18 protein-coding genes and 1 tRNA gene are annotated in these 20,655 nt (G+C 71.4%); 9 read left to right on the top strand and 10 right to left on the bottom strand.

Features of this window, described 5'->3' with window-relative positions:
- Positions 1-98 precede the first annotated feature (98 nt).
- Both ITJ64_RS07130 and ITJ64_RS07135 read left to right on the top strand, forming a co-directional pair.
- Entirely contained in the window at positions 99-386 is a 288-nt protein-coding gene (locus ITJ64_RS07130; RefSeq protein ID WP_022897485.1) for an HU family DNA-binding protein, read from the top strand.
- Between the two features lie 133 nt (positions 387-519).
- Positions 520-2,487 carry a cytochrome c oxidase assembly protein gene (locus ITJ64_RS07135; protein ID WP_370545073.1) on the top strand — a complete coding sequence of 656 codons (1,968 nt, stop codon included), beginning with the start codon at positions 520-522 and terminating at the stop codon, positions 2,485-2,487.
- Positions 2,488-2,511: 24 nt separating this feature from the next.
- On the opposite strand, the gene ITJ64_RS07140 is transcribed toward ITJ64_RS07135, so the two are convergent.
- A complete protein-coding gene (locus ITJ64_RS07140; protein WP_194679989.1) occupies positions 2,512-3,543 on the bottom strand; it encodes a hypothetical protein in 1,032 nt (343 codons plus the stop codon).
- 57 nt (positions 3,544-3,600) lie between these two features.
- Here ITJ64_RS07140 and ITJ64_RS07145 point away from each other — a divergent pair, with 57 nt between their 5' ends.
- From ITJ64_RS07145 to ITJ64_RS07155, 3 genes are all read left to right on the top strand, one after another.
- Positions 3,601-4,890 carry an ATP-dependent RecD-like DNA helicase gene (locus ITJ64_RS07145; protein WP_194679990.1) on the top strand — a complete coding sequence of 430 codons (1,290 nt, stop codon included), beginning with the start codon at positions 3,601-3,603 and terminating at the stop codon, positions 4,888-4,890.
- Between the two features lie 79 nt (positions 4,891-4,969).
- Positions 4,970-7,918: an MMPL family transporter gene (locus ITJ64_RS07150; protein WP_194679991.1), complete on the top strand. Its 2,949-nt coding sequence runs from the start codon at positions 4,970-4,972 to the stop codon at positions 7,916-7,918.
- Complete coding sequence (locus ITJ64_RS07155) at positions 7,915-9,957, top strand: YhgE/Pip domain-containing protein (RefSeq protein WP_194679992.1); 2,043 nt, start codon at positions 7,915-7,917, stop codon at positions 9,955-9,957. The genes ITJ64_RS07150 and ITJ64_RS07155 overlap by 4 nt, the downstream gene beginning before the upstream one ends.
- Here the strand turns inward: ITJ64_RS07155 and ITJ64_RS18855 are convergent.
- The 7 genes from ITJ64_RS18855 to ITJ64_RS07185 form a co-directional block, all read right to left on the bottom strand.
- Complete coding sequence (locus ITJ64_RS18855) at positions 9,954-10,607, bottom strand: heme oxygenase (biliverdin-producing) (protein ID WP_228507726.1); 654 nt, start codon at positions 10,605-10,607, stop codon at positions 9,954-9,956. The genes ITJ64_RS07155 and ITJ64_RS18855 overlap by 4 nt on opposite strands.
- Positions 10,608-10,682: 75 nt before the next feature.
- A complete protein-coding gene (locus tag ITJ64_RS18860; protein WP_228507728.1) occupies positions 10,683-10,985 on the bottom strand; it encodes a DUF2470 domain-containing protein in 303 nt (100 codons plus the stop codon).
- 11 nt (positions 10,986-10,996) lie between these two features.
- Positions 10,997-11,677 carry a dienelactone hydrolase family protein gene (locus ITJ64_RS07165; protein ID WP_194679993.1) on the bottom strand — a complete coding sequence of 227 codons (681 nt, stop codon included), beginning with the start codon at positions 11,675-11,677 and terminating at the stop codon, positions 10,997-10,999.
- Positions 11,677-12,738 carry an MBL fold metallo-hydrolase gene (locus ITJ64_RS07170; RefSeq protein WP_194679994.1) on the bottom strand — a complete coding sequence of 354 codons (1,062 nt, stop codon included), beginning with the start codon at positions 12,736-12,738 and terminating at the stop codon, positions 11,677-11,679. Before ITJ64_RS07170 ends, ITJ64_RS07165 begins: the two co-directional genes overlap by 1 nt.
- Complete coding sequence (locus tag ITJ64_RS07175; RefSeq protein ID WP_370545074.1) at positions 12,735-13,703, bottom strand: nucleoside hydrolase; 969 nt, start codon at positions 13,701-13,703, stop codon at positions 12,735-12,737. Before ITJ64_RS07175 ends, ITJ64_RS07170 begins: the two co-directional genes overlap by 4 nt.
- A 9-nt stretch (positions 13,704-13,712) precedes the next feature.
- Entirely contained in the window at positions 13,713-14,099 is a 387-nt protein-coding gene (locus tag ITJ64_RS07180; RefSeq protein WP_194679995.1) for a hypothetical protein, read from the bottom strand.
- A 22-nt stretch (positions 14,100-14,121) separates the two neighbouring features.
- Positions 14,122-14,192: transfer RNA gene (locus tag ITJ64_RS07185), tRNA-Gly, on the bottom strand.
- A gap of 46 nt (positions 14,193-14,238) precedes the next feature.
- Here ITJ64_RS07185 and dcd point away from each other — a divergent pair.
- Complete coding sequence (dcd, locus tag ITJ64_RS07190) at positions 14,239-14,844, top strand: dCTP deaminase (RefSeq protein ID WP_194679996.1); 606 nt, start codon at positions 14,239-14,241, stop codon at positions 14,842-14,844.
- A 4-nt stretch (positions 14,845-14,848) separates the two neighbouring features.
- Here dcd and ITJ64_RS07195 read toward each other — a convergent pair whose 3' ends face one another.
- Together ITJ64_RS07195 and idi are read right to left on the bottom strand one after the other, a co-directional pair.
- Complete coding sequence (locus ITJ64_RS07195) at positions 14,849-16,279, bottom strand: alanine--tRNA ligase-related protein (protein WP_194679997.1); 1,431 nt, start codon at positions 16,277-16,279, stop codon at positions 14,849-14,851.
- Positions 16,280-16,344: 65 nt separating this feature from the next.
- Positions 16,345-16,878, bottom strand: coding sequence for an isopentenyl-diphosphate Delta-isomerase (gene idi / locus ITJ64_RS07200; RefSeq protein ID WP_194679998.1), 534 nt, complete (start codon positions 16,876-16,878; stop codon positions 16,345-16,347).
- A gap of 45 nt (positions 16,879-16,923) precedes the next feature.
- On the opposite strand from idi, the gene ITJ64_RS07205 reads away from it, so the two are divergent.
- The 3 genes from ITJ64_RS07205 to crtI are packed head-to-tail and all read left to right on the top strand — an operon-like array spanning position 16,924 to position 20,649.
- Positions 16,924-17,994 (top strand): polyprenyl synthetase family protein, encoded by a 1,071-nt coding sequence (locus ITJ64_RS07205; RefSeq protein ID WP_370545076.1) that lies wholly within the window; start codon positions 16,924-16,926, stop codon positions 17,992-17,994.
- A 4-nt stretch (positions 17,995-17,998) separates the two neighbouring features.
- Complete coding sequence (locus tag ITJ64_RS07210) at positions 17,999-18,916, top strand: squalene/phytoene synthase family protein (RefSeq protein ID WP_194679999.1); 918 nt, start codon at positions 17,999-18,001, stop codon at positions 18,914-18,916.
- Positions 18,913-20,649 (top strand): phytoene desaturase family protein, encoded by a 1,737-nt coding sequence (crtI, locus tag ITJ64_RS18865; RefSeq protein ID WP_370545077.1) that lies wholly within the window; start codon positions 18,913-18,915, stop codon positions 20,647-20,649. Before ITJ64_RS07210 ends, crtI begins: the two co-directional genes overlap by 4 nt.
- The last annotated feature ends 6 nt before the right edge of the window (positions 20,650-20,655 follow it).

Consider the following 20,655-nt stretch of genomic DNA (forward strand, 5'->3'; position numbering starts at 1 on the left):
CCACGGTCGTACCGACCAACCGAACTGGCCCTGTGGCCGGGACCGTTCCACTGAAAAAGCTACCCAGGTAGCGAAGAGGTCCGAGGAGGACACCTTAAATGGCTGACAAGTCACTCAACAAGACCGAGCTCGTCGCAGCCGTCGCCGCCGCTTCCGGCCAGACGCAGGCTTCCGTCAACGAGGTGCTCGACGCTCTCTTCTCGACGCTGGCCGACTCGGTCGCCTCGGGCACCAAGGTCACGATCCCGGGCTGGCTCGCCGTCGAGCGCACCTCGCGCGCCGCTCGCACCGGCCGCAACCCGCAGACCGGCGCCACCATCGAGATCCCGGCCGGTCACTCGGTCAAGATCTCGGCCGGTTCGAAGCTGAAGGCTGCTGCCAAGTAGTCGCTTCACCACCAGCTCAGAAGGGCGACGGCTTCGGCCGTCGCCCTTCCGCTGTTAACGGCCCTGCTGGCAACGGCCCCGCGGTTGCCGCCGTTCCGGCAAAGGCCCAGGCCGACGCGCGTACAGTGGACGGGTGCTGAGAGTCGTCCGCGTATCAGGCCCCGCCGTGCTGGTGGTGGCCGCCTTCGCGGCCCTGCTGATCGCCCTCGCCATCGGCGGCGGCGCCGCACCGCAGCTGCTCGAGGATCCCGGGCCCGTCGTGCGCTTCGGGCTGCCGATCACCTCGACGCTCGTCAACATCTCGGCCGCCGGCATGATCGGGGCCATCGGCCTGGTCGTCTTCGCCCTCCCGCCGTCGAGCCCGGCCTGGGGACGTGCCCTCGACGTCGCCGCCGCATCCGCCGGGCTGTTCACCGTCGCGGCGGCGCTGACCGGCTTCTTCAGCTACCTCAGCGTGACCGCCCGCGCCCTCAGCTTCGACGACGCCTTCAGCCAGGGCCTCGGGCAGTTCCTCACCCAGATCGAGCTCGGCCAGGCCTGGCTGCAGACCACGCTGCTCGGAGCCGTCGTCACCGTGCTCTGCTTCGCGGTGCGCAACCACACGGCGCTGGTGTTCGTCGGCCTGCTCGCCGTCGTCTGCCTGGTGCCGATGGCCCAGCAGGGCCATGCCGCGGGGGTCGACGGCCACGACGCCGCCATCACGGCGCTCGGCCTGCACCTCATCTTCGCCGCCGCCTGGCTCGGCGGGCTCGTCGTCATCGTGCTGCTCAGCCGCCAGCTCACCACCCCGGTGCTCGTCGACGTCGTCGCGCGCTACTCCACGGTGGCCATCGTCTGCTTCATCGTGGTGGCCGCGTCGGGCTACGTGAGCGCCGAGCTGCGGGTCGGGTCGCTCGACCGGCTCCTGACGCCGTACGGAGTGCTGGTGCTGGTCAAGGTGGGTGCGCTGCTCGCGCTCGGCCTGATCGGCGCCCTGCACCGCCGCTACGTCATCGGCAAGCTCGGCACCACCGAGCGTCGGCGGCACTTCTGGTGGCTCGTCGTCGCCGAGCTCGGCTTCATGGGCATCGCCACCGGCTTCGCCGCCGCCCTCGCCCGCACCGCCACCCCGGTGCCGCAGGAGGTGCCCGAGACCCAGACCGCCGCGCAGATCCTGAGCGGTGAGAAGCTGCCGCCCGAGCTGACGGTCACCAATTTTCTCACCCAGTGGAACTTCGACCTGATCTGGGTGCTCGTCTGCGCCTTCGCGATCTTCTTCTACATCGCGGGCGTGCTGCGCCTGCGCCGCCGCGGCGACCGCTGGCCCTGGTACCGCACGGTGCTCTGGATCGCGGGCATCCTGCTGCTGTTCTACGTCACCAACGGCGGCCTGAACGTCTACGAGAAGTTCCTGTTCAGCGTGCACATGTTCGGGCACATGACGCTGAGCATGATGGTGCCGCTGCTGCTCGTGCCGGCCGCCCCCGTGACCCTCGTGCTGCGCGCCGTGAAGAAGCGCACCGACGGCAGCCGGGGCGTGCGCGAGTGGGTGCTGCTCGCGGTGCACTCCAAGGTCGCCACGGTCATCGCCAATCCGGTCGTGGCCGGCGTGCTGTTCGCCACCAGCCTCGTCACCTTCTACTACACCCCGCTGTTCCGCTGGGCCACCGAGAACCACTTCGGTCACGAGTGGATGATCGTGCACTTCCTGATCGTCGGCTACCTCTTCGTGCAGGCCCTGATCGGCGTCGACCCGGTGCCGTACAAGCTGCCCTACCCGTTCCGGCTGCTGCTGCTGCTCGGCACCATGGCGTTCCACGCCTTCTTCGGCCTCGCGCTGATGGAGGGCACCGGCCTCCTGCTCGCCGACTGGTTCGGCGCCACCGGTCGCGACTGGGGCCCGAGCGCGCTGCAGGACCAGCAGAACGGCGGCGGCATCGCCTGGAGCATCGGCGAGATCCCGACGTTCACCCTCGCCCTGATCGTCGCGATCCAGTGGAGCCGCGTCGACAAGAAGGAGACGAAGCGGCGCGACCGCAACGCCGACCGCACGAACGAGGCCGAGCTCGGCGAGTACAACGCGATGCTCGAGCGCCTGGCCGAGAAGGACACGGCCCGCTAGAGCGCCGCGCCGCGCGCCGCCTGCTCAGCCGCGCGGCGCGAACTGGATGGCGCCGTCGGGCTCGATGTTCAGCGCGAAGGTCACGTCGTAGGGGATCGAGCGGTCGATCGTGGTGACCGTGCCGTCGAACAGCGAGCGGATGTCCACCCGCACGTGCGCGCTCCCCGACGCCGTGGGCACCACCCAGCTGTCCTGCCCGGCGATGATCGTCAGCGCGGGGAAGGTCTCGATCGACCAGTCGGGCTCGGAGACGATCCGGTCGTCGACCTCCAGCCCGAAGGGGCAGCCGGGCGGGTAGAGCAGCGTCTCGGTGGCGCAGTCGGCCAGGAAGTCGTGCACCGTCGTCTGCACCTCGTCGAGGAAGCGCGTGGTGGGCTGCACGTCGACGATGGCGCTCACCGAGCTGCCGGTGCTGGTGGCGACGAGCTTCGAGGGGTACGCGCCGAGGTAGTGCGAGGTGTGGCCGAGCACCGTGAGGCTCGGCACCAGCAGGTCGTAGCTGCGGTTCGCCCGGAACGCGCCCGCATCGCCCGCCGGTACCTGCACGGTGCCGGCGGTGAAGGTGCTGGCGTGCGAGACGGTGACCTCAGCCCGCGCGGTCGGCGAGCGCAGGAACTCCCACTCGGGGAAGACGAGCCAGCTGCTGCCGGTCTGCACGACATCGAACTCGGTCTGGCCCTCGACCTGCTGCTCGCCCGTTCCGGTGAGCGTGTAGGAGTAGACGATGCGGTGACGGCCGGGGATGATCTCGGTGTCGCTGACCTCGCTGATGCCCGTGATGCCGCCGAGCGCATCCGGGGTCACCAGGGCCGCCTCGCCGGTGCCGGCCTCGTCGCCGCTCGTCAGCGCCACCCCGGGGGTCGCCAGCGCGCCGGGCACGTCGTGGTCGGCGAGCGCCTCGAGGTAGACCCGCACGAAGCTGCTGGCGCTGAACAGCTCACGGTTCAGGATGCCCACGGCCGACACGAGGGCGGCGATCGTGAGCACGAACAGACCCACCCAGATCACGATCGATCGGTGCAGGGCCTCGCGCCCGTCCACACCTCCCGCATCCATGTGCACAGTTTAGGCGGGCGCCGGGAGACCGCCCCGGGCGGCGGGTAGATTGGAGGGATGGCCAGGCCCACCCTCTCCGCCGAGCAGCAGCGCGTCTACGAGCTGATCGAGGGCACCCGCAAGCACGTCTTCGTCACCGGCCGGGCCGGCACGGGCAAGTCGACCCTGCTGAACCACCTCTCCTCCACCACCGAGAAGCAGCTCGTCATCTCGGCCCCCACCGGGGTCGCCGCCCTGAACGTCGGCGGTCAGACCATCCACTCGCTCTTCCGGCTGCCGATCGGGGTCGTCGCCGACAGCGAGATCGAGCAGAACGCCGAGGTGCGCAAGCTGCTGAACACCATCGACACCCTCGTGATCGACGAGGTCTCGATGGTGAACGCCGATCTGATGGATGCGATGGACCGGTCGCTCCGGCAGGCGCGAGGGCGCCGGTCGGAGCCGTTCGGCGGCGTGCAGGTCGTGCTCTTCGGCGACCCCTACCAGCTGGCCCCCGTGCCGGGAGACGGCGAGGAGCGCGCCTACTTCGCCGACCACTACCGCTCGATGTGGTTCTTCGACGCCAAGGTGTGGGACGAGACGGAGCTCGAGATCGTCGAGCTGACCGAGATCCACCGCCAGCACGACGACGAGTTCAAGCACATGCTGAACGCCGTGCGCTTCGGCATGGTCACGAAGGAGATCGCCGACGTGCTGAACGGAACGGGCGCCCGCTCCCCCGCACCCGACTCGGCCATCACCCTGGCCACCCGCAACGACGCCGTCAACCGCATCAACCAGACGGCACTCGGCCGGCTGCCGGGCCGGGTGCTCAGCGCCAAGGCCGAGATCAGCGGCGACTTCGGCGGCCGGGCCTACCCGGCCGACCTCAACCTCGAGCTCAAGGTGGGCGCGCAGGTGATGTTCCTGCGCAACGACGCCGACCAGCGCTGGGTGAACGGCACGGTCGGCACCGTCACCAAGATCGCCTCCACCGTGTGGGTCGAGGTCGACGGCGAGGTGCACGAGGTCGACCCCGTGGCCTGGGAGAAGCACCGCTACTCCTACGCACCCGAGTCGAAGAAGCTCAGCAAGGAGGTGATCGGCGAGTTCACGCAGTTCCCGCTGCGCCTGGCCTGGGCGGTCACCATCCACAAGTCGCAGGGCCAGACCTACGACGAGGCGGTCGTCGACCTCGGCGCCCGCGTGTTCAGCCCGGGCCAGACCTACGTGGCGCTCTCGCGGCTCACCTCGCTCGAGGGGCTCTACCTCACCCGGCCGCTGCGGCCCTCCGACATCATCGTCGATCCTGCCGTGCAGGCGTTCATGCGCCGCCGTCGCGACGAGGCCGCCGCCGCGCGCGCCTGACCCGCCCCCCTTACTGGGGCAGGGCCCGGCCCGGCACGGGCGAGGGAGCGCCGATAGCCTTGCGGCGAGGGGGTTCACCATGGCAACTGTGCTGTATCGCATCGGCCGGTTCGCCGCACGACGGAGCATCGTCGTGATCGTGGGCTGGATCGTGCTGCTCGTGCTCATCGTCGGCGGCGGACAGCTGCTGCAGAAGTCCTTCGCCTCGGCGTTCGAGATCCCGGGCACCGAGTCGCAGACGGCGATCGATATGCTCGACCAGCGCTTCCCCCAGGCCGCGGGCGGTTCGGTGCGGGTCATCTTCGAGGTGCCGGCGGGGTCGAGCATCCAGGACTTCGAGTCGCAGATCGCGGCCGCGGACGCCGCCATGGCGACCTCCCCCGACGTGGTCGGGGTCAGCGGTCCGTTCGACGACGGCGTCACCGGCCAGGTCTCCGACTCCGGCGACTACGCCGGCCGGCTGGCCTTCAGCACGGTGCAGCTGAAGGTGGCGAGCTCCGACTTCACGGCGGCCGATGCGACGGCGCTGAAGGCGGCTGCCGAGACGGCTGCGACAGGCGGGATGACCGTCGCGTACTCGGGCCTCACCGACGCCGCCACGGCCGCTGCCGACACCGAGCTGATCGGCCTCGCCGTCGCCTTCGTGGTGCTGCTGATCACCTTCGGCTCGCTGCTCGCGGCCGGGATGCCGCTGGTGACGGCCGTGATCGGGGTCGCCGTCGCCTACTCGCTGATCGTGCTCTCGACCGCCTTCGCCGACGTCTCCTCGACCGCTCCCCTGCTCGCGACGATGCTCGGCCTCGCGGTGGGCATCGACTACGCCCTGTTCATCGTCTCGCGGCACCGGGCCCAGCTCATCCGGGGGATGGATCCGAAGGAGTCCGCGGCCGTCGCCACCTCCACGGCGGGCAGCGCGGTGGTGTTCGCCGGGCTCACCGTCGTGATCGCGCTGCTCGGCCTCGCGGTGGTGCAGATCCCCTTCCTGACGGTGATGGGGCTCGGCGCCGCGGTGGCGGTGGTCGTGGCGGTGCTCGTGGCGCTCACGCTGCTGCCGGCCATCCTGGGCCTGTTCGGGCGGCGGCTGGTGCCCAAGCCCACCTCGCGCTCGGCGAAGCGGGAGCTCGCGGCCGAGGGCACGCACCGCACCCTCGGGGCGCGCTGGGTCGCGATCGTCACGGCGAAACCGGTGATCACCGTCGCGGTCGTGGTGATCGGTCTCGTGATCGTCGCGCTGCCCGTCGGCTCGATGCGGCTGACGCTTCCGGATGCGGGCTACAACCCCGAGGGCTCGGTCTCGCGCACCGGCTACGACCTGCTGAACGACGGTTTCGGGCCCGGGTTCAACGGGCCACTGCTCGTGACGGCCGACGTCTCGACCGTCGCGGCGGCCGAGCTGGGCGACGCGATCAGCGCGTTCGAGAACCGGTTCAGCGGGCTCGACGACGTGCAGGCGGTGAGCCAGGTGGTGCCGAACGCCACGGCCGACATGCTCATCGTCTCGATCACGCCCGAATCGGCGCCCGACAGCGCCGCCACCCAGAACCTGGTGCAGAGCATCCGCTCGGACGAGCCGGCGTTCGCCGAGGCCAACGGCTTCGGCTACCGGGTGACCGGCCAGACCGCCCTCGGCATCGACGTCTCCGACCGGCTGCAGAGCGCTCTGGTGCCCTACGGCATCGTCGTGGTGGGCCTGTGCATCATCCTGCTCACCATCGTGTTCCGCTCGCTCGCCGTGCCCGTCACGGCCACCATCGGCTACCTGCTGTCGGTGTTCGCGTCGTTCGGCATCGTCACCGCCGTGTTCGAGTGGGGCTGGCTCGCCGACGTGCTCGGCGTCGCGAAGGTCGGGCCGGTGATCAGCTTCTTCCCGATCCTGCTGATGGCCGTGCTGTTCGGGCTGGCGATGGACTACCAGGTGTTCCTGGTCTCCCGGATGCGCGAGGAGTTCGTCAAGACGGGCGACCCGCACACCGCGGTGCGGCACGGCTTCATCGGCGCCGCGCGCGTCGTGACCGCCGCGGCGCTGATCATGTTCGCGGTCTTCGCCTCGTTCGTGCCGGGCGGCGGAGCGGTGCTGCAGCCGATCGCGCTGGGACTCGCGGCCGGCGTGTTCATCGACGCCTTCCTCGTGCGCATGACCTTCATCCCCGCGGTGATGATCCTGCTCGGTCGCTGGGGCTGGGCGCTGCCCGCGTGGCTCGGGCGCATCCTGCCGAACGTCGACCTCGAGGGCGAGGGCGTGCGCGAGCTGCTCGCCGCCACCGAGTGGCGGCCCCTCGACGAGGCCGGGAGGCCCTACGCCGTGGCCGCCTCGGGCGCCGTCGTGACCGGGGCGGGAGCCGCGCCCTTCGAGCTGAGCGCCGAGGCGGGCGAGCTCGTGCTCGTCACGGGGGCGTCGTCGACGCATCCCGAGGCGGTGGTGGCCGCGTTCGCGGGGCGCCAGGAGCTGCGGGGCGGGCACCTGCGGGTGCTCGACCAGCCGCTGCCGTTCCACGCGGCGGCGCTGCGGCGGAGTTCGGTGCTGGTGCGGCGGCCCGTCGAGGGATCGCCCGGCGATCCGGCCGGGGCGCTGCCGTCCGGAGCCCCCGGGGTGCTCACCCTGCTCGAGCGCGAGCTCGGGGCCGAGCTCGACGAGCTCTGGGGCGCGCCGGTCGCCGAGGAGTGGCTGCGGAGCCTCGCGGTGGCGACCGCGACCCGGGCGCGGCTCGTGGCGATCGACGCCACGGGCATCCCGACCCCGCTGCTGCAGCGGGCGCTCGCCGTGCTGCACGACGCCCTGCCGCTCGCCGCGACCCTCGCCGTGGCGCACCACGGGGCGCGCCTCGAGCTGAGCGGCCGCAGCGTGCGGGTGCTCGAGCTCTCCCCCGCGCCCGTCGGGCTCGAGCTGACGGCGCACCTGCCGGCCAAGGAGCTCGCCGCCCCGGCGGCGCCCGCCGCGCTCGAGGCCGACCCGGCCGACCCGGCCGACACCGCCGACGACCCGGCCGCCCCCACCGACAGCACCCCCCGAGAAGAAGTGACCGCATGACGAGCCTCCGATCCCTCGCGCGCCGCGGCGACACCGCGCCCGTCTCCCCGCTCGGGCGCCGCATCGCCATCGGCCTCGCCGTGCTCACGCCGCTGCTGATCGCAGGCGTGGCCGTCAGCGCGTTCCAGAGCCCGGCGGACGCCGACACGGGCTCGACCGCCGCCGGGTCGGCCGCGAGCACCGCGCCCCTGCTGCCCGCCGCCGTGGTGAACGAGGACGAGTACGTCGACGTCACGGCAGCGGACGGGACGACGTCGAAGGCGGTGTTCAGCAAGCTGCTGACCACCGACCTCACCGACGGCACCTCGGGCACGGGCTTCAGCTGGACCCTCACCGACGCGAAGACCGCCTCGGCCGGTCTGGCGTCGGGCGACTACGCCGCCGTCGTGACGATCCCCTCCGACTTCAGTGCGTCGTTCCAGTCGGTCGGCACCGCCACCCCGGCGCAGTCGACGCTGCAGGTGCAGACCAACGCCGGCAGCAGCTACGCGACCCAGCTGCTCGCGAACGCCCTCTCGACCGACCTCCAGGCGGCCGTCTCCCGGCAGATCACCTCGGGCTACGTCACGAAGTCGCTCGACGCCTTCGGCGACGTGCGCACGAGTCTGTCGCAGGCGGCGGGCGGTGCGACCCAGATCGCCGGCTACGTCGACCAGGCCGGCACCGGGGCCGACCAGCTCGCCGGCGGCCTGACGAAGGCGGTCGACGAGGGAGCGGCGCCGCTCACCACGGGCATGCAGCAGCTGTCCTCGGGGCTCGGCACGCTGTCCACCGTCATCGCACCCCTGCCTCAGGTGGCGGACGGCTTCGCCGAGGCCTCCTCCGGCATCTCGAGCGGCATCTCGTTCCTGAAGACCGTGCTCGACACGGAGACGGCCGCGAGCTACGCCATCGACGACCGCCAGAAGGCGCTCGAAGCCGACATCGCCGCCCTGAGCGCCGACGTGCCCACCCTGACGCCCGAGCAGACCCAGGCCCGGCTCGCACAGCTGCAGGAGACGGCGGCCGGGATCCGGGTCTCGTCGTTCACCGTCACGCTCGCGCTGGGTGCCGACGCCCTGGGCGTCGGGGAGCTCGAGAAGTACTCCACCGAGCTCAGCGAGGCCCAGTCGGCCTTCGCCGCCGCGACCCCCCTGCTGACGACGGGCATCTCCGGAGCCGCCGGTGCCTCGTCCCAGCTGGCCACGGGCATGGAGTCGCTGACCGGCGGCCTCCGCGACGCCGCGAAGGGCGCCTCCGACCTCGGCGGCAGCCTGCACCAGCTCAGCACCGCCCCGGAAGAGCTGGCGACCGGCCTGCAGAAGGGCTCGGACGCCATCCCGGCGTACACCGACGACCAGAAGGCGCAGCTGGCGACCGTCGTCACCCAGCCCATCCTCACGGCGCAGTCGAGCACGGGGGTCGCCCCCTCCCCCGCCGGTGCGATCGCCGCCGTGGTCATCCCGCTGGCGCTCTGGCTCGGCGCGTTCGCGGTCTACCTCCTGCTCGCACCCTTCACGCGCCGGGCGCTCGACTCCACCGCGTCGACCCTCCGGGTCGTCGTCTCCGCACTCGTGCCCGCGGCCGTGCTCGGTCTCGTGCAGGCGGCGGTCGTGGCCGTGGTGCTGTTCGCGGTGGGGGCCGACCCCGCCCGCCTCGCCGGGAGCATCCTGTTCTCGCTGCTGATGTCGCTCGTGTTCGTCACCCTCCACCAGGGGCTGATCGCGCTGCTCGGCCAGACGGGGCGGGTGCTCTCGATCGCCCTGCTGGCGGTGCAGGTGGCGGCTGCGGCCGTGATCATCCCGACCGGGTTGAGCTCGTCGCTCTACACCGGCCTGGCGTCGCTGCTGCCCCTGACGAACGCCATCACCGGGCTGCAGGCGCTGCTCTCCGGCGGGTCGCTCGACACGGTGCTCGGTGCCGCGGCGGCGCTCGCCGTGTTCGGGCTGATCGGACTCGCCCTCAGCCTGGTGGCCGCCTCGCGGCAGCGCTCGCGCGACGTCGTCGTGGTGACGGCCCCGCCGGCCCTCGCGGCCGGGCGCCGCACCGCGACCGCCTAGGCGACCTGCGTGGCCTTGGCCTGGGCCAGGTCGAGGAAGAGCTCGGTGTTGAACCGGTAGGCGACCAGCACCTCGTCGATCACCCGCTCGCGCTCCGCCGCGTCCCAGTCGACCGCGTCGAGCTGGGTGCGGTAGGTCTCCTTGAACTCCTTCGGCTTCGCGATGTCGCCGAAGAGGTAGAAGCCGACGCCGTTGGTCTCGAAGCCGAACTGGCGCTGCATCAGGGTGCGGATGATCTGACCGCCCGAGAGGTCGCCGAGGTAGCGCGTGTAGTGGTGGGCGATGAAGCCGCCGTTCCACGTGGCGGCGACCTCGTCGATGCGCCGCACGTAGCGGGCGGTGGTCGGCAGGGGCACGATCTGCTCGCGCCAGTCGTCGCCGATCAGGAAGCGCAGGTCTTCGACGATCGCGGGCAGCCGGGTGAGCTTGGGCGAGATGAACGACGCGGCCACGGGGTCGTTCTTCATGCGGTCGGCCGCGGCCTCGAGCGCCTCGTAGATGAAGAAGTGCTGGGCCACCAGCGCGATGTAGTCGTCGCGCGAGCCCTTGCCGCTCATCAGGTCGGTCATGAAGCCGGCGCCCTCGCTGTCGGAATGTCCGGTCCAGGTGCGCTCGCGAAGCGCCTGCGAGAAGGGGATCACTGCAGCCATGCGTTCAGTCCAAGCCGTCGGAGGTTAGGTGTGCCTAACTCTAGCGGAGGGACCCCTGCCGAGGTCCAGTGATGTTCAGGAATGCGCGCGGGGTTCGACGCCCAGCACGGCGCAGGCCTCGTCGTAGAGCGCCACGATCTCCCGGCGCACCTCCCCGCGCTCGGTGATCGCCCCGGCGGGCCAGGCGACGGATGCGCGGTGCACGCCGCGCGCGGTGGTGACGTCCCACACTCCCCCGTCTCCGTCGAGACCGACCATCTCGGCCGCCTCGGCACTCGGGTCGACGAAGGCGCGTGCGATCAGGACGTTGTCGTCGGTGTGGTCGCCGTTCATGTGGCGGAGGATCGCCTCGACGACCTCGGGAGCGAATGCGGTCATGCTCCGGAACGCTAGTCCAGCAGCTGGGCCTGAAGGAAATAAGTGCTCCGCGCGAAGGCGAGCGCGGCGGCGTTGCGGTCCACGAGCGGCAGCACGGTCGCGTTCGCGAACCCCGCCGAGGTTCCGGCGTAGCTGTGCTGGGTCACCGGCGTGCCGTGCTCCTTGAGGCGGCTGACGAAGCCGTCGACGTCCACTCCGCCGGCCCACGCCGTGTTCTCGGCGCGGTGCAGCAGCACGGGCGCGGGGATGACGCCGCCCTCGTCGTCACCGAGCAGCGCGTGGTAGGCCACCACCGCATCCGCCGACCCGCGCTGGGCCAGCCGCAGTGCGTAGCGACCGCCGAGGCCCAGGCCGATGAGGCCGACCCGGGCGCGGTCGGCGGGCGAGTCGGCCTCGGTGCCCGGGCCGTCGGGCGTGCGGGCGAGCGCCACGGCGTCGTCGAGCGTGGCGAGGGCGAAGCCCGGGTCCAGCCGCCCCTCGAGCTCGGCGGCGCCGTCGGCCTCGATCGTCGCGACGCCGTCGAACAGGTCGGGCACGACCACGAAGAAGCCCTGACCGGCGAGGGCACGGGCGTAGGCCTCGAGGTAGGGCAGGCGGCCGTAGGCGTCGTGCACGATCACGACGGCGGGGTTCCCGGCCTCGCCGAACTGCAGCGGCCAGCCGGGCGAGGGGATGTCGATGAACGCCGGCATCAGCCGACTCCCTTCTCGTCGGCGAGGCGGAGGTGGGCCACGTGCATCGCGGTCTGCGCGAGTGCCGAGAAGCGGTGGAACGGCCGGAGGTTCGCCCAGCCCGCCGACCAGCGCACCCCCTCCGCGACCTGCCAGACCGAGGCACCCGAGCTCTGCCCGAGCAGCTCGGCGACCTCGGCCGAGCGGGCCAGATGGTGCTCGCGGGTGTCCCGCACGCGCGCGGTCAGCCCGGTGAAACGAAAGCCGTGACCCGGCAGGACCTCGAACATGCCGTCAACGGCATACGACTGACCGGACTCCAGCTGCTCCAGTCGGTCGAGGGAGGCCAACTGGTCTCCGATAGCATCCTCGACCGGTCCGCCGAGGCCGATCCCGCCGTAGATCGAGGGCAGCAGGTGGTCGCCGGTGAACACGAGCCGCTCGTCCCGGTCGACGAGGGCGATGTGCCCCGGCGTGTGCCCGGGGGTGTCGAGCACCTCGAGCCGCCGACCGGGGATGTCCAGCACGTCCCCGTCGGAGACCAGGCGGTCGGCCGAGGAACGGGCCGCCGTCACCTCGATCGACATCGGCTCGAGCTCCGCCCGGCGTCCGGCCGGCACCCCCCAGCTGATCAGCCGCGCGGTCGCCGCACCCGGGGTCTGCCGGTCGCGGGCGTCGGCGAGCCTCTCGATGGCGGCCTGCTCGCGCTCGTGCAGCACGATGACGGCGCCGACTCGGTCGCGGAGGTGGTCGGCGAGCCCGAGGTGATCGCGGTGCAGGTGGGTCGAGACGGTGCTGCGCACGTCGGTGATCGAGCGTCCCAGCGAGTCGAGCGCGTTCTCGAGGCGGGCCCGGTTCTCGTCGGAGTCCCACCCCGGATCGATCACGTGCACCCCGCCCGCCGTGTCGAGCACCAGGTAGCTCAGCGTGTAGCGGGGCGAGTGCGTCGAACCGAGCGCCTGGGGGAGCACGTGCAGCCCGTCCCGCACCCGGGCGAGGGGAGGAAGACCCTCCCCCGACGTCTCGGCGCGGAACTCGTCCTCGCTGACCGCCTCGACCCCCGCCACGGGTGTGCCGCTCACGGCAGCCGGCTGATCGTCTCGAGGAACAGCCGGGCGAAGCGCTCGACGTCGACATCGAGGGCGACGTCGATCGGATGCGCGGCCGAACCGCCCCCGGCGTGCACCGTGTCCTCGCCCACCCGCCGGCGCCGGTCGACCACGGTCTGCCCCCGGCTCTCGCCGCCGAGCTCCACCCGCACCGGATGGCGCTCCACCCGCAGGGCATCCGGATCGACCAGGGCGCAGAGCGCTCCCGCGTCGCCGATGTGCCCGCCGAACGCGGCCGGGTCGGTGGCGTCGTCCGACTCGGGGTCGGCCATCTGGAAGTGCAGCAGCGCTCCGGCCAGCCGCTCCGACGCGGACGACGACGCGAGCAGGGCCCGCGCGGCCGGCTCGTCGATGGTCACCTGATTGAACACGTCGAGCCCGTACATGAACGCGGGCACCCCCGACGAGAGCACCACGGCCGCGGCCTCGGGATCGTGCCAGACGTTGAACTCGGCCACCGCGGTCGCGTTGCCGCCGGAGGCGGAGCCGCCCATGAACAGGATGCGCTCGATCTTCGGGGCGACCTCCGGGTGCAGGCGGAGCAGCAGGGCGAGGTTGGTCTGCGGGGCGAGCGCGACGATCGTGACGGGGTGATCGGAGGCCAGCAGGAGGTCGCGGGCGAGATCGACGGCGTGGCGCGCATCCGGAACCCGCGTCGAGACCGGGAGACCCAGGTCGCCGAGACCGTCGGTGCCGTGCACGTGCGAGGCCCGCGGCGGCTCGATCAGGGGCCGGAGCGCCCCGGCGGCCACCGGGAGCTCGGGAGCGCCGGCGATGTCGAGCACGGTCAGCGTGTTGGCGACGACGTTCTCGAGCGAGGTGTTGCCGGCCACGCAGGTGATGCCGACGAGCTCGATGTCGGGATGCGCGACCGCGAAGAGCACGGCCAGGGCGTCGTCGACGCCGGTGTCGACGTCGAGCAGTACACGGTGGGCCACGGCCCCAATCTAGCGCGGGGTGCGCGTGGACCAGAGAGCCCACGCCACGAGCACGGGCTGGAAGACGAGGCGCACCGCGCGCTTGCGGTCGGTGTCGAGGCCGAAGGCGCTGCGACCGTGCAGCCACTGCGAGACGTTGCCCGGGAAGATCGCGGTGAAGAACAGCGCCGCGAGGGTGCCGACGGCCTTCTCGTGCCGGGGGAGTGCGACGAGCGCGGTGCCGAGGGCGATCTCGGCGATGCCCGAGGCGAGCACCACGGTGTCGGTGTCGACCGGCACGAACTCGGGCACCTGGGCCTGGAAGTCGCGGCGGGCGAAGGTGAGGTGGCTGGTGCCGGCGAAGACGAGAGCCGAGCCGAGGGCGACGCGGGCGATGGTGCGGAAGGGGAAGGCCATGGAGCAATGATGCTCCGTTCGGAGCGGATGACGGGAATCGAACCCGCGCTATCAGCTTGGGAAGCTGAAGTTCTGCCATTGAACTACATCCGCGCATCCGCCACGGCGGGCGAACGCGTCAAGTCTATACACTGACTGCGTGCTCCTCTCCGACCGCGACATCCGAACCCAGATCCGCGAGAACCGGGTCAGCCTCGAGCCCTTCGATCCGGCCATGGTGCAGCCCTCCTCGGTCGACGTGCGGCTCGACCGGTACTTCCGGCTGTTCGACAACCACAAGTACCCCTTCATCGACCCCGCGGCCGACCAGCCCGAGCTGACCCGCCTGATCGAGGCGAAGCCCGACGAGCCGTTCATCCTGCACCCGGGGGAGTTCGTGCTGGGCGCGACCTACGAGCGCGTCAGCCTGCCCGACGATCTCGCGGCGCGCCTCGAGGGCAAGAGCTCGCTCGGTCGACTGGGCCTTCTGACCCACTCCACCGCGGGCTTCATCGACCCCGGCTTCTCGGGGCACGTCACCCTCGAGCTGAGCAACGTGGCGACGCTGCCGATCAAGCTCTGGCCGGGCATGAAGATCGGTCAGCTGTGCTTCTTCCAGCTCTCCAGCCCCGCCGAGCGTCCCTACGGCTCGACCGAGTACAGCTCGCGCTACCAGGGGCAGCGCGGGCCGACGGCCTCGCGCTCGCACCTGAACTTCCACCGCACCGACGTCTCGACCCTGACCGAGGGGTCGGCGGGGGAGTAGGGCCCTACTTCGCGGCGCCGCCCGGCAGGCCGGCCGCGCCGAGCCGCGTCGCGCCGCGCGAGCGCGCCCGCTGCTCCTCGAGCGCCTCGGCGAACGACGCCTCCCAGTCCTCGGCCACGTCGATGCCGAGGCGTCGCGCCTCCTCGACCGAGAGCTCCTTCGGGAAGCCGTGGGTGTCGGAGAGCCGGAACACCTCGGTGCCGGTCAGCGTCTGGCCCCCGTAGAGCGCGAGCGCGGCGAGTCCGCCCTCCAGCGTGCGGCGGAAGGCGTTCTCCTCCTTGACCAGCACGGCCACGACCTCGTCGCGGGAGGCCGCGACCTCGGGGTAGTCGGCCGCGTAGAGGTCGGCGATGACCGGCACGATCTCGCCGAAGAAGTTCTCGCTCAGGCCGAGCGACAGGGCGAGGCGGATGGCGCGGCGCAGCAGCCGGCGCATCACGTAGCCCTGCTCCTTGTTCGAGGGGCGCACGCCGTCGACCGCGAGGAAGGTCGCTCCGCGCAGGTGATCGGCGATGATGCGCATCGCGGCTGTCTCGTCGTCGTAGGAGCGGCCGGTGAGCTCCTCGAGCTTCTGCACGATGGGCCAGAGCAGCGAGATGCGGAACACGTCGTCCGAGCCGAGCGAGGCCGCGGCGATGCGCTCCAGGCCGCCGCCGAAGTCGACGTTGCGCTTCGCGAGCTCCTCGAAGGAGCCGTCGGCCAGCCGCTGGTACTGCATGAAGACCTGGTTGCCGATCTCCATGAACTGGCCGCCGTCGCTCGCCGGGTGGGCGAGGCCGTAGGAGGGGTCCTGCTTGTCGGCGCCGAAGTCGTAGAAGACCTCGCTGTCGGGGCCGCAGGGGTCGCCGATGGGCGTCGCCTCGAGCGAGCCGCCGCGCGACCACCAGTTCTCGCCGCCGTCGTAGAAGAAGATGCGCTCGCCGGGCTTCACGCCGCGGGCGTCGCCGTCGGCCTGCGAGCCGATCTCGGCGATCCCGTTCGAGACGCCCTTCTCGGCGAAGACCTGCGCCCAGATCGACGCGGCCTCGTCGTCGCGCGGGATGCCGTTCGCCTGGTCGCCGATGAAGCAGGTGACGTAGATGTTCTCGGGGTCCAGGCCCACGATCTCGGTCAGGAACGCGTAGAACTGCCGGATCTGCGTCTCCTTGAAGTAGTCGCCGAGCGACCAGTTGCCGAGCATCTCGAAGAAGGTGGTGTGGCGGTTGTCGCCGACGTCGTCGATGTCCTGGGCGCGCACGCAGGGCTGGGAGTCGACCAGGCGGTTGCCGGCGGGGTGCGGCTCGCCGAGCAGGTAGGGCAGCAGGGACTGCATGCCGCTGCCGTTGAAGAGCGTGCTGGTGTCGCCGCGCGGCACGAGAGGTGCCCGCTCGATCACCGTGTGCCCGTTCTTCTCGAGGAAGGCGAGGTAGGAGTTGCGGATCTCGTGGGCGTCCATGGCATCAGCTTCGCACAGCGCCGCCGCCCGCGGGGGTCGCCGGGACCCCCCAGCCCGGGGGCGTCTCAGCGGGTCGGCAGGGCCTGCAGCTGCGGCAGCTGGAGGGTCAGCCACGGGCTGAACGCCCACGGTGTCAGCTCGACCGCGGTGCCGAGCTCCGAGGCGTCGGCCCAGTGCCACTCGGCGACCTCGTCGGGGTTCGGATGCACGGCCGACGCGGCCCGCGCCGTGAAGACGGGGCAGATCTCGTTCTCCACGATGCCCGAGGCGTCGATCGCGAGGTAGCGGAAGTCGGGCAGCGCCAGCTCGAGGGCCGTGAGCTCGAGACCGAGCTCCTTCTCGGCCCGCCGCACCACCGCATCCGTCATCGACTCGCCCGGGGCGGGGTGGCCGCAGAAGGAGTTCGTCCAGACACCCGGCCAGGTCAGCTTGCCGAGCGCCCGCCGGGTGACCAGGATGCGCCCCTCCTCGTCGAAGACGTGGCAGGAGAAGGCGAGATGCAGCGGCGTGTGCTCGGTGTGCACCGCGCTCTTGTCGGCCACGCCGATGGGAGCGCCGTCGTCGGAGAGCAGGACGACCTGTTCGATCACTCGGGTCATTTCGCTATTCTCCTTTATTACCAGGCAGACATGTAATGTTGAGCCGTGGACACGCACGATCTGGTCGCGGTGTCGGAACGCCGGCAGCAGCACGTCGAACGGGTTCTGACGTCGTTCTTCAGCGACTCCCTCTATCGTGCCAGGGCACTCGGTGAACCGTACGCGGCGCTCTGGGAGACCCTCGAGCGCAACGCCTCCGGCGGCAAGCTGTTCCGGCCCCGCATGGTGATGGCGGCCTACGAGGCCCTCGGCGGCACCGACCTCGACGCGGCGGCCCATGTCGGGGCGTCCTTCGAGCTGCTGCACACCGCCCTGATCGTGCACGACGACGTGATCGACCGTGACTTCGTGCGGCGCGGCGGTCCCAACGTCTCGGGCAGCTACCGCGACATCGCCACGACGGCGGGCATCCCGCTGCCGACCGCCGAGCACCGCGGCATGTCCGTCGCCGTGATCGCGGGCGATCTCGCGCTGTTCAACAGCTACCGGCTGCTCGACCGCTCCGGCGCCGAGGGAGTGGTGCGCACGCGACTGCACGACATCCTCGACGAGGCGATGTTCGTCTCGGCCGCCGGCGAGCTCTACGACGTCGACTTCTCCATCCGCGCCGAGCCGCCGACGGTCGACGAGATCGTCGACATGGAGCGGCTGAAGACGGCGGGCTACTCCTTCGAGGGCCCCCTGCAGGCGGGCGCCGTGCTGGCGGGCGCCTCCGGTGAGGCCGTCGACGCACTCGGGATGTTCGGCCGCAGCATCGGCATCGCCTACCAGATCGTCGACGACCTGCTCGGCGTCTTCGGCGACGAGAGCGACACCGGCAAGACGACGATCGGCGACCTGCGGGAGGGCAAGCGAACCGTGCTGCTCGCCCACGCCGTGACCCAGCCGGGCTGGGAGGCGGTCGCTCCGCTCTTCGGCTCGCCCGAGCTCACCGCCGAGGGCGCCGACCGCATCCGGGCCGTGCTCGAGGAGGGCGGATCGCGCCGCTTCGCCGAGGCGCTCGCCCGCGACTTCGCCAACCGGGCCTGGGAGGCGCTCGTCACCGACGCGCTGCCCGAGACCGTCCGCCAGGAGTTCCAGCCCGTGGTCGCCTCGGTGCTGGGGCGGGTACGCTGAGGCCATGACCGGGCCGAGCCTCTACGACCAGGTCGCCATGGAGACCGCTTCGGTGGTCATCCGTCGCTACTCCACCTCCTTCGGACTGGCCTCGCGCCTGCTCGCGCCGGCCGTGCGCCAGGACATCGAGAACATCTACGCCCTCGTGCGCCTCGCCGACGAGGTGGTCGACGGGGTCGCGGCCTCGGCCGAGCTGAGCGCCGCCGAGATCACCGAGCGGCTCGACGCCCTCGAGCGCGAGACCTGCAGTGCGCTGCGCTGCGGCTACAGCACCAACCTGGTCGTGCACGCCTTCGTGCTGACCGCCCGCCGCACCGGCTTCGGCGACGAGCTCACGACCCCGTTCTTCCGCTCGATGCGCGCCGACATCTCAGCCAGCCGGCACACGCCCGAGTCGTTCGCCGACTACGTCTACGGATCGGCCGAGGTGGTGGGCCTGATGTGCCTGGCCGCCTTCCTCCACGGCGAGCGGGTGACACCCGCGCAGCACACGGTGCTGGTCGACGGCGGACGCCACCTGGGCGCGGCCTTCCAGAAGATCAACTTCCTGCGCGACCTCGCCGCCGACTTCGGTGCGCTCGGTCGCAGCTACTTCCCGGGCATCGACGTGACCACCTTCACCGAGGCCGAGAAGATCCGCATCATCGCCGACATCGACGACGACCTGCGCATCGCCCGGGCGAGCCTGCCGGGGCTGCCGGCGAGCAGCCGCCGCGCGGTCGCGCTCGCGCAGAGCCTGTTCGAGGAGCTCACCGACCGGCTGCGCGCGACGCCGGCCGAGGTGCTGGCGACCTCGCGCATCCGCGTGCCCAACCCGGTGAAGGCGCGGCTCGCGCTCTCGGCGGCGGTGGGGCGACTGCCCCGCGAACGGAACGCGACCACCACGGCCCGAGCGGCCACCGAGGGAGACACGACCAAGTGACGGCGAAGACAGCACTCGTGATCGGCGGCGGCATCAGCGGACTCGCGAGCGCCGCGCTGCTGGCCCGTGACGGCTACACGGTGACCCTGCTCGAGAAGAACGACGAGCTGGGCGGCCGGGCGGGCACCTGGGAGAAGGACGGCTTCCACTTCGAGACCGGCCCCTCCTGGTACCTGATGCCCGAGGTGTTCGACCACTTCTTCAAGCTCTTCGGCACCACCGCCGAGGCCGAGCTCGAGCTGGTCAAGCTCGACCCCGGCTACCGCGTGTACTTCGAGGGCGAGGAGGAGGCGATCGACCTGCAGGCCGACCGCGCCAAGAACCTCGAGCTGTTCGAGTCGCTCGAGCCCGGAGCGGGCGTGCGCATGGCCGGCTACCTCGACTCGGCCCAGCAGACCTACGAGCTGGCCAAGGAGTACTTCCTCTACTCCACGTTCGAGAAGCTCGGCCCCGTCTTCACCGCGAAGCCCGTGCTGAAGCGCCTGCCGCGCCTGCTGCGGCTGCTGACCGAGCCGCTGAACTCCTTCGCCGGCCGCACGGTGAAGGATCCGCGGCTCGTGCAGGTGCTCGGCTACCCGGCCGTCTTCCTCGGCAGCTCGCCGTATGCCGCTCCGAGCATGTATCACCTGATGAGCCACCTCGACCTCGACGAGGGCGTGCTGTACCCGCAGGGCGGCATCACGACGGTGATCGCCGCGATCGAGCGGATCGCCCGCGCCGAGGGCGTCGAGATCGTCACCGGCGCCGACGTGAAGCGCATCGTCACCGCGGTCGACGGGGCCGCGGCCGACGTGCCGCAGCCGGTCGACGCCTTCGACTACGAGACCACGATGTACGACACCGACGTGATCGACCGCGATCAGCTCGCCCGCCTGCTGGCCGGCGAGGAGCCGGGCGGCGAGCCCGCCCGCGAGGGCGACGCCGAGGAGAAGGCCCCGGCCGCCGGCCGCCCGCACGTCGGCGGCGTGCACTACACCGACCGGGAGGGCCGCGCCCACTCGCTCGAGGCCGACGTGGTCGTCTCGACCGCCGACCTCTGGCACACCGAGACCAGCCTGCTGCTGCCCGAGCTGCAGACCTACCCCGAGTCGTACTGGGAGAAGCGCACGGCCGGCCCCAGCGCCCTGCTCGTGCTGCTCGGCGTGAAGGGCGAGCTGCCCGAGCTCGAGCACCACACCCTGTTCTTCACGAAGGACTGGAAGTCGAACTTCAGCAAGATCTTCGACGACCTCGAGGTGCCCGACCCGGCATCGCTCTACGTCTGCAAGCCCAGCGCCACCGACCCCGGTGTCGCGCCCGAAGGCCACGAGAACCTCTTCGTGCTGGTGCCGCTGCCGCCCGACCCGTCGATCGGCAAGGGCGGCGTCGACGGTGCCGGCGACCCCCGCATCGAGGAGCTCGCCGACGCCGTGATCGAGCAGATCGCCACCTGGGCGGGCGTGCCCGACCTCGCCGAGCGCGTCGTCGTGCGCCGCACCATCGGTCCGGCCGACTTCCTCGAGACCCTCAACGCCTGGCGCGGCACCGCCCTCGGCCCCGCGCACACGCTGCGCCAGAGCGCCATGTTCCGCTCGCGCAACGTCAGCACCAAGGTCGACGGCCTCTACTACGCCGGCGGGTCGACGACGCCCGGCATCGGCCTGCCGATGTGCCTGATCAGCGCCGAGCTGGTGCTGAAGCGCCTGCACGGCGACACCACGACGACGGCTCTGCCCGAGCCGCTCGCGCTCTAGGGCGCG

This window comes from Herbiconiux sp. VKM Ac-1786 (genome assembly GCF_015350805.1).
Lineage (GTDB): Bacteria > Actinomycetota > Actinomycetes > Actinomycetales > Microbacteriaceae > Herbiconiux.

Excerpts from the sequence above, each read along its gene's own strand:
- ITJ64_RS07130 (WP_022897485.1), top strand. The coding sequence starts at position 99 with ATGGCTGACAAGTCACTCAACAAGACCGAGCTCGTCGCAGCCGTCGCC.
- ITJ64_RS07140 (WP_194679989.1), bottom strand. The coding sequence starts at position 3,543 with ATGGATGCGGGAGGTGTGGACGGGCGCGAGGCCCTGCACCGATCGATC.
- ITJ64_RS07145 (WP_194679990.1), top strand. The coding sequence starts at position 3,601 with ATGGCCAGGCCCACCCTCTCCGCCGAGCAGCAGCGCGTCTACGAGCTG.
- ITJ64_RS07150 (WP_194679991.1), top strand. The coding sequence starts at position 4,970 with ATGGCAACTGTGCTGTATCGCATCGGCCGGTTCGCCGCACGACGGAGC.
- ITJ64_RS07155 (WP_194679992.1), top strand. The coding sequence starts at position 7,915 with ATGACGAGCCTCCGATCCCTCGCGCGCCGCGGCGACACCGCGCCCGTC.
- ITJ64_RS18855 (WP_228507726.1), bottom strand. The coding sequence starts at position 10,607 with ATGGCTGCAGTGATCCCCTTCTCGCAGGCGCTTCGCGAGCGCACCTGG.
- ITJ64_RS18860 (WP_228507728.1), bottom strand. The coding sequence starts at position 10,985 with ATGACCGCATTCGCTCCCGAGGTCGTCGAGGCGATCCTCCGCCACATG.
- ITJ64_RS07165 (WP_194679993.1), bottom strand. The coding sequence starts at position 11,677 with ATGCCGGCGTTCATCGACATCCCCTCGCCCGGCTGGCCGCTGCAGTTC.
- ITJ64_RS07180 (WP_194679995.1), bottom strand. The coding sequence starts at position 14,099 with ATGGCCTTCCCCTTCCGCACCATCGCCCGCGTCGCCCTCGGCTCGGCT.
- ITJ64_RS07195 (WP_194679997.1), bottom strand. The coding sequence starts at position 16,279 with ATGGACGCCCACGAGATCCGCAACTCCTACCTCGCCTTCCTCGAGAAG.
- idi (WP_194679998.1), bottom strand. The coding sequence starts at position 16,878 with ATGACCCGAGTGATCGAACAGGTCGTCCTGCTCTCCGACGACGGCGCT.
- ITJ64_RS07210 (WP_194679999.1), top strand. The coding sequence starts at position 17,999 with ATGACCGGGCCGAGCCTCTACGACCAGGTCGCCATGGAGACCGCTTCG.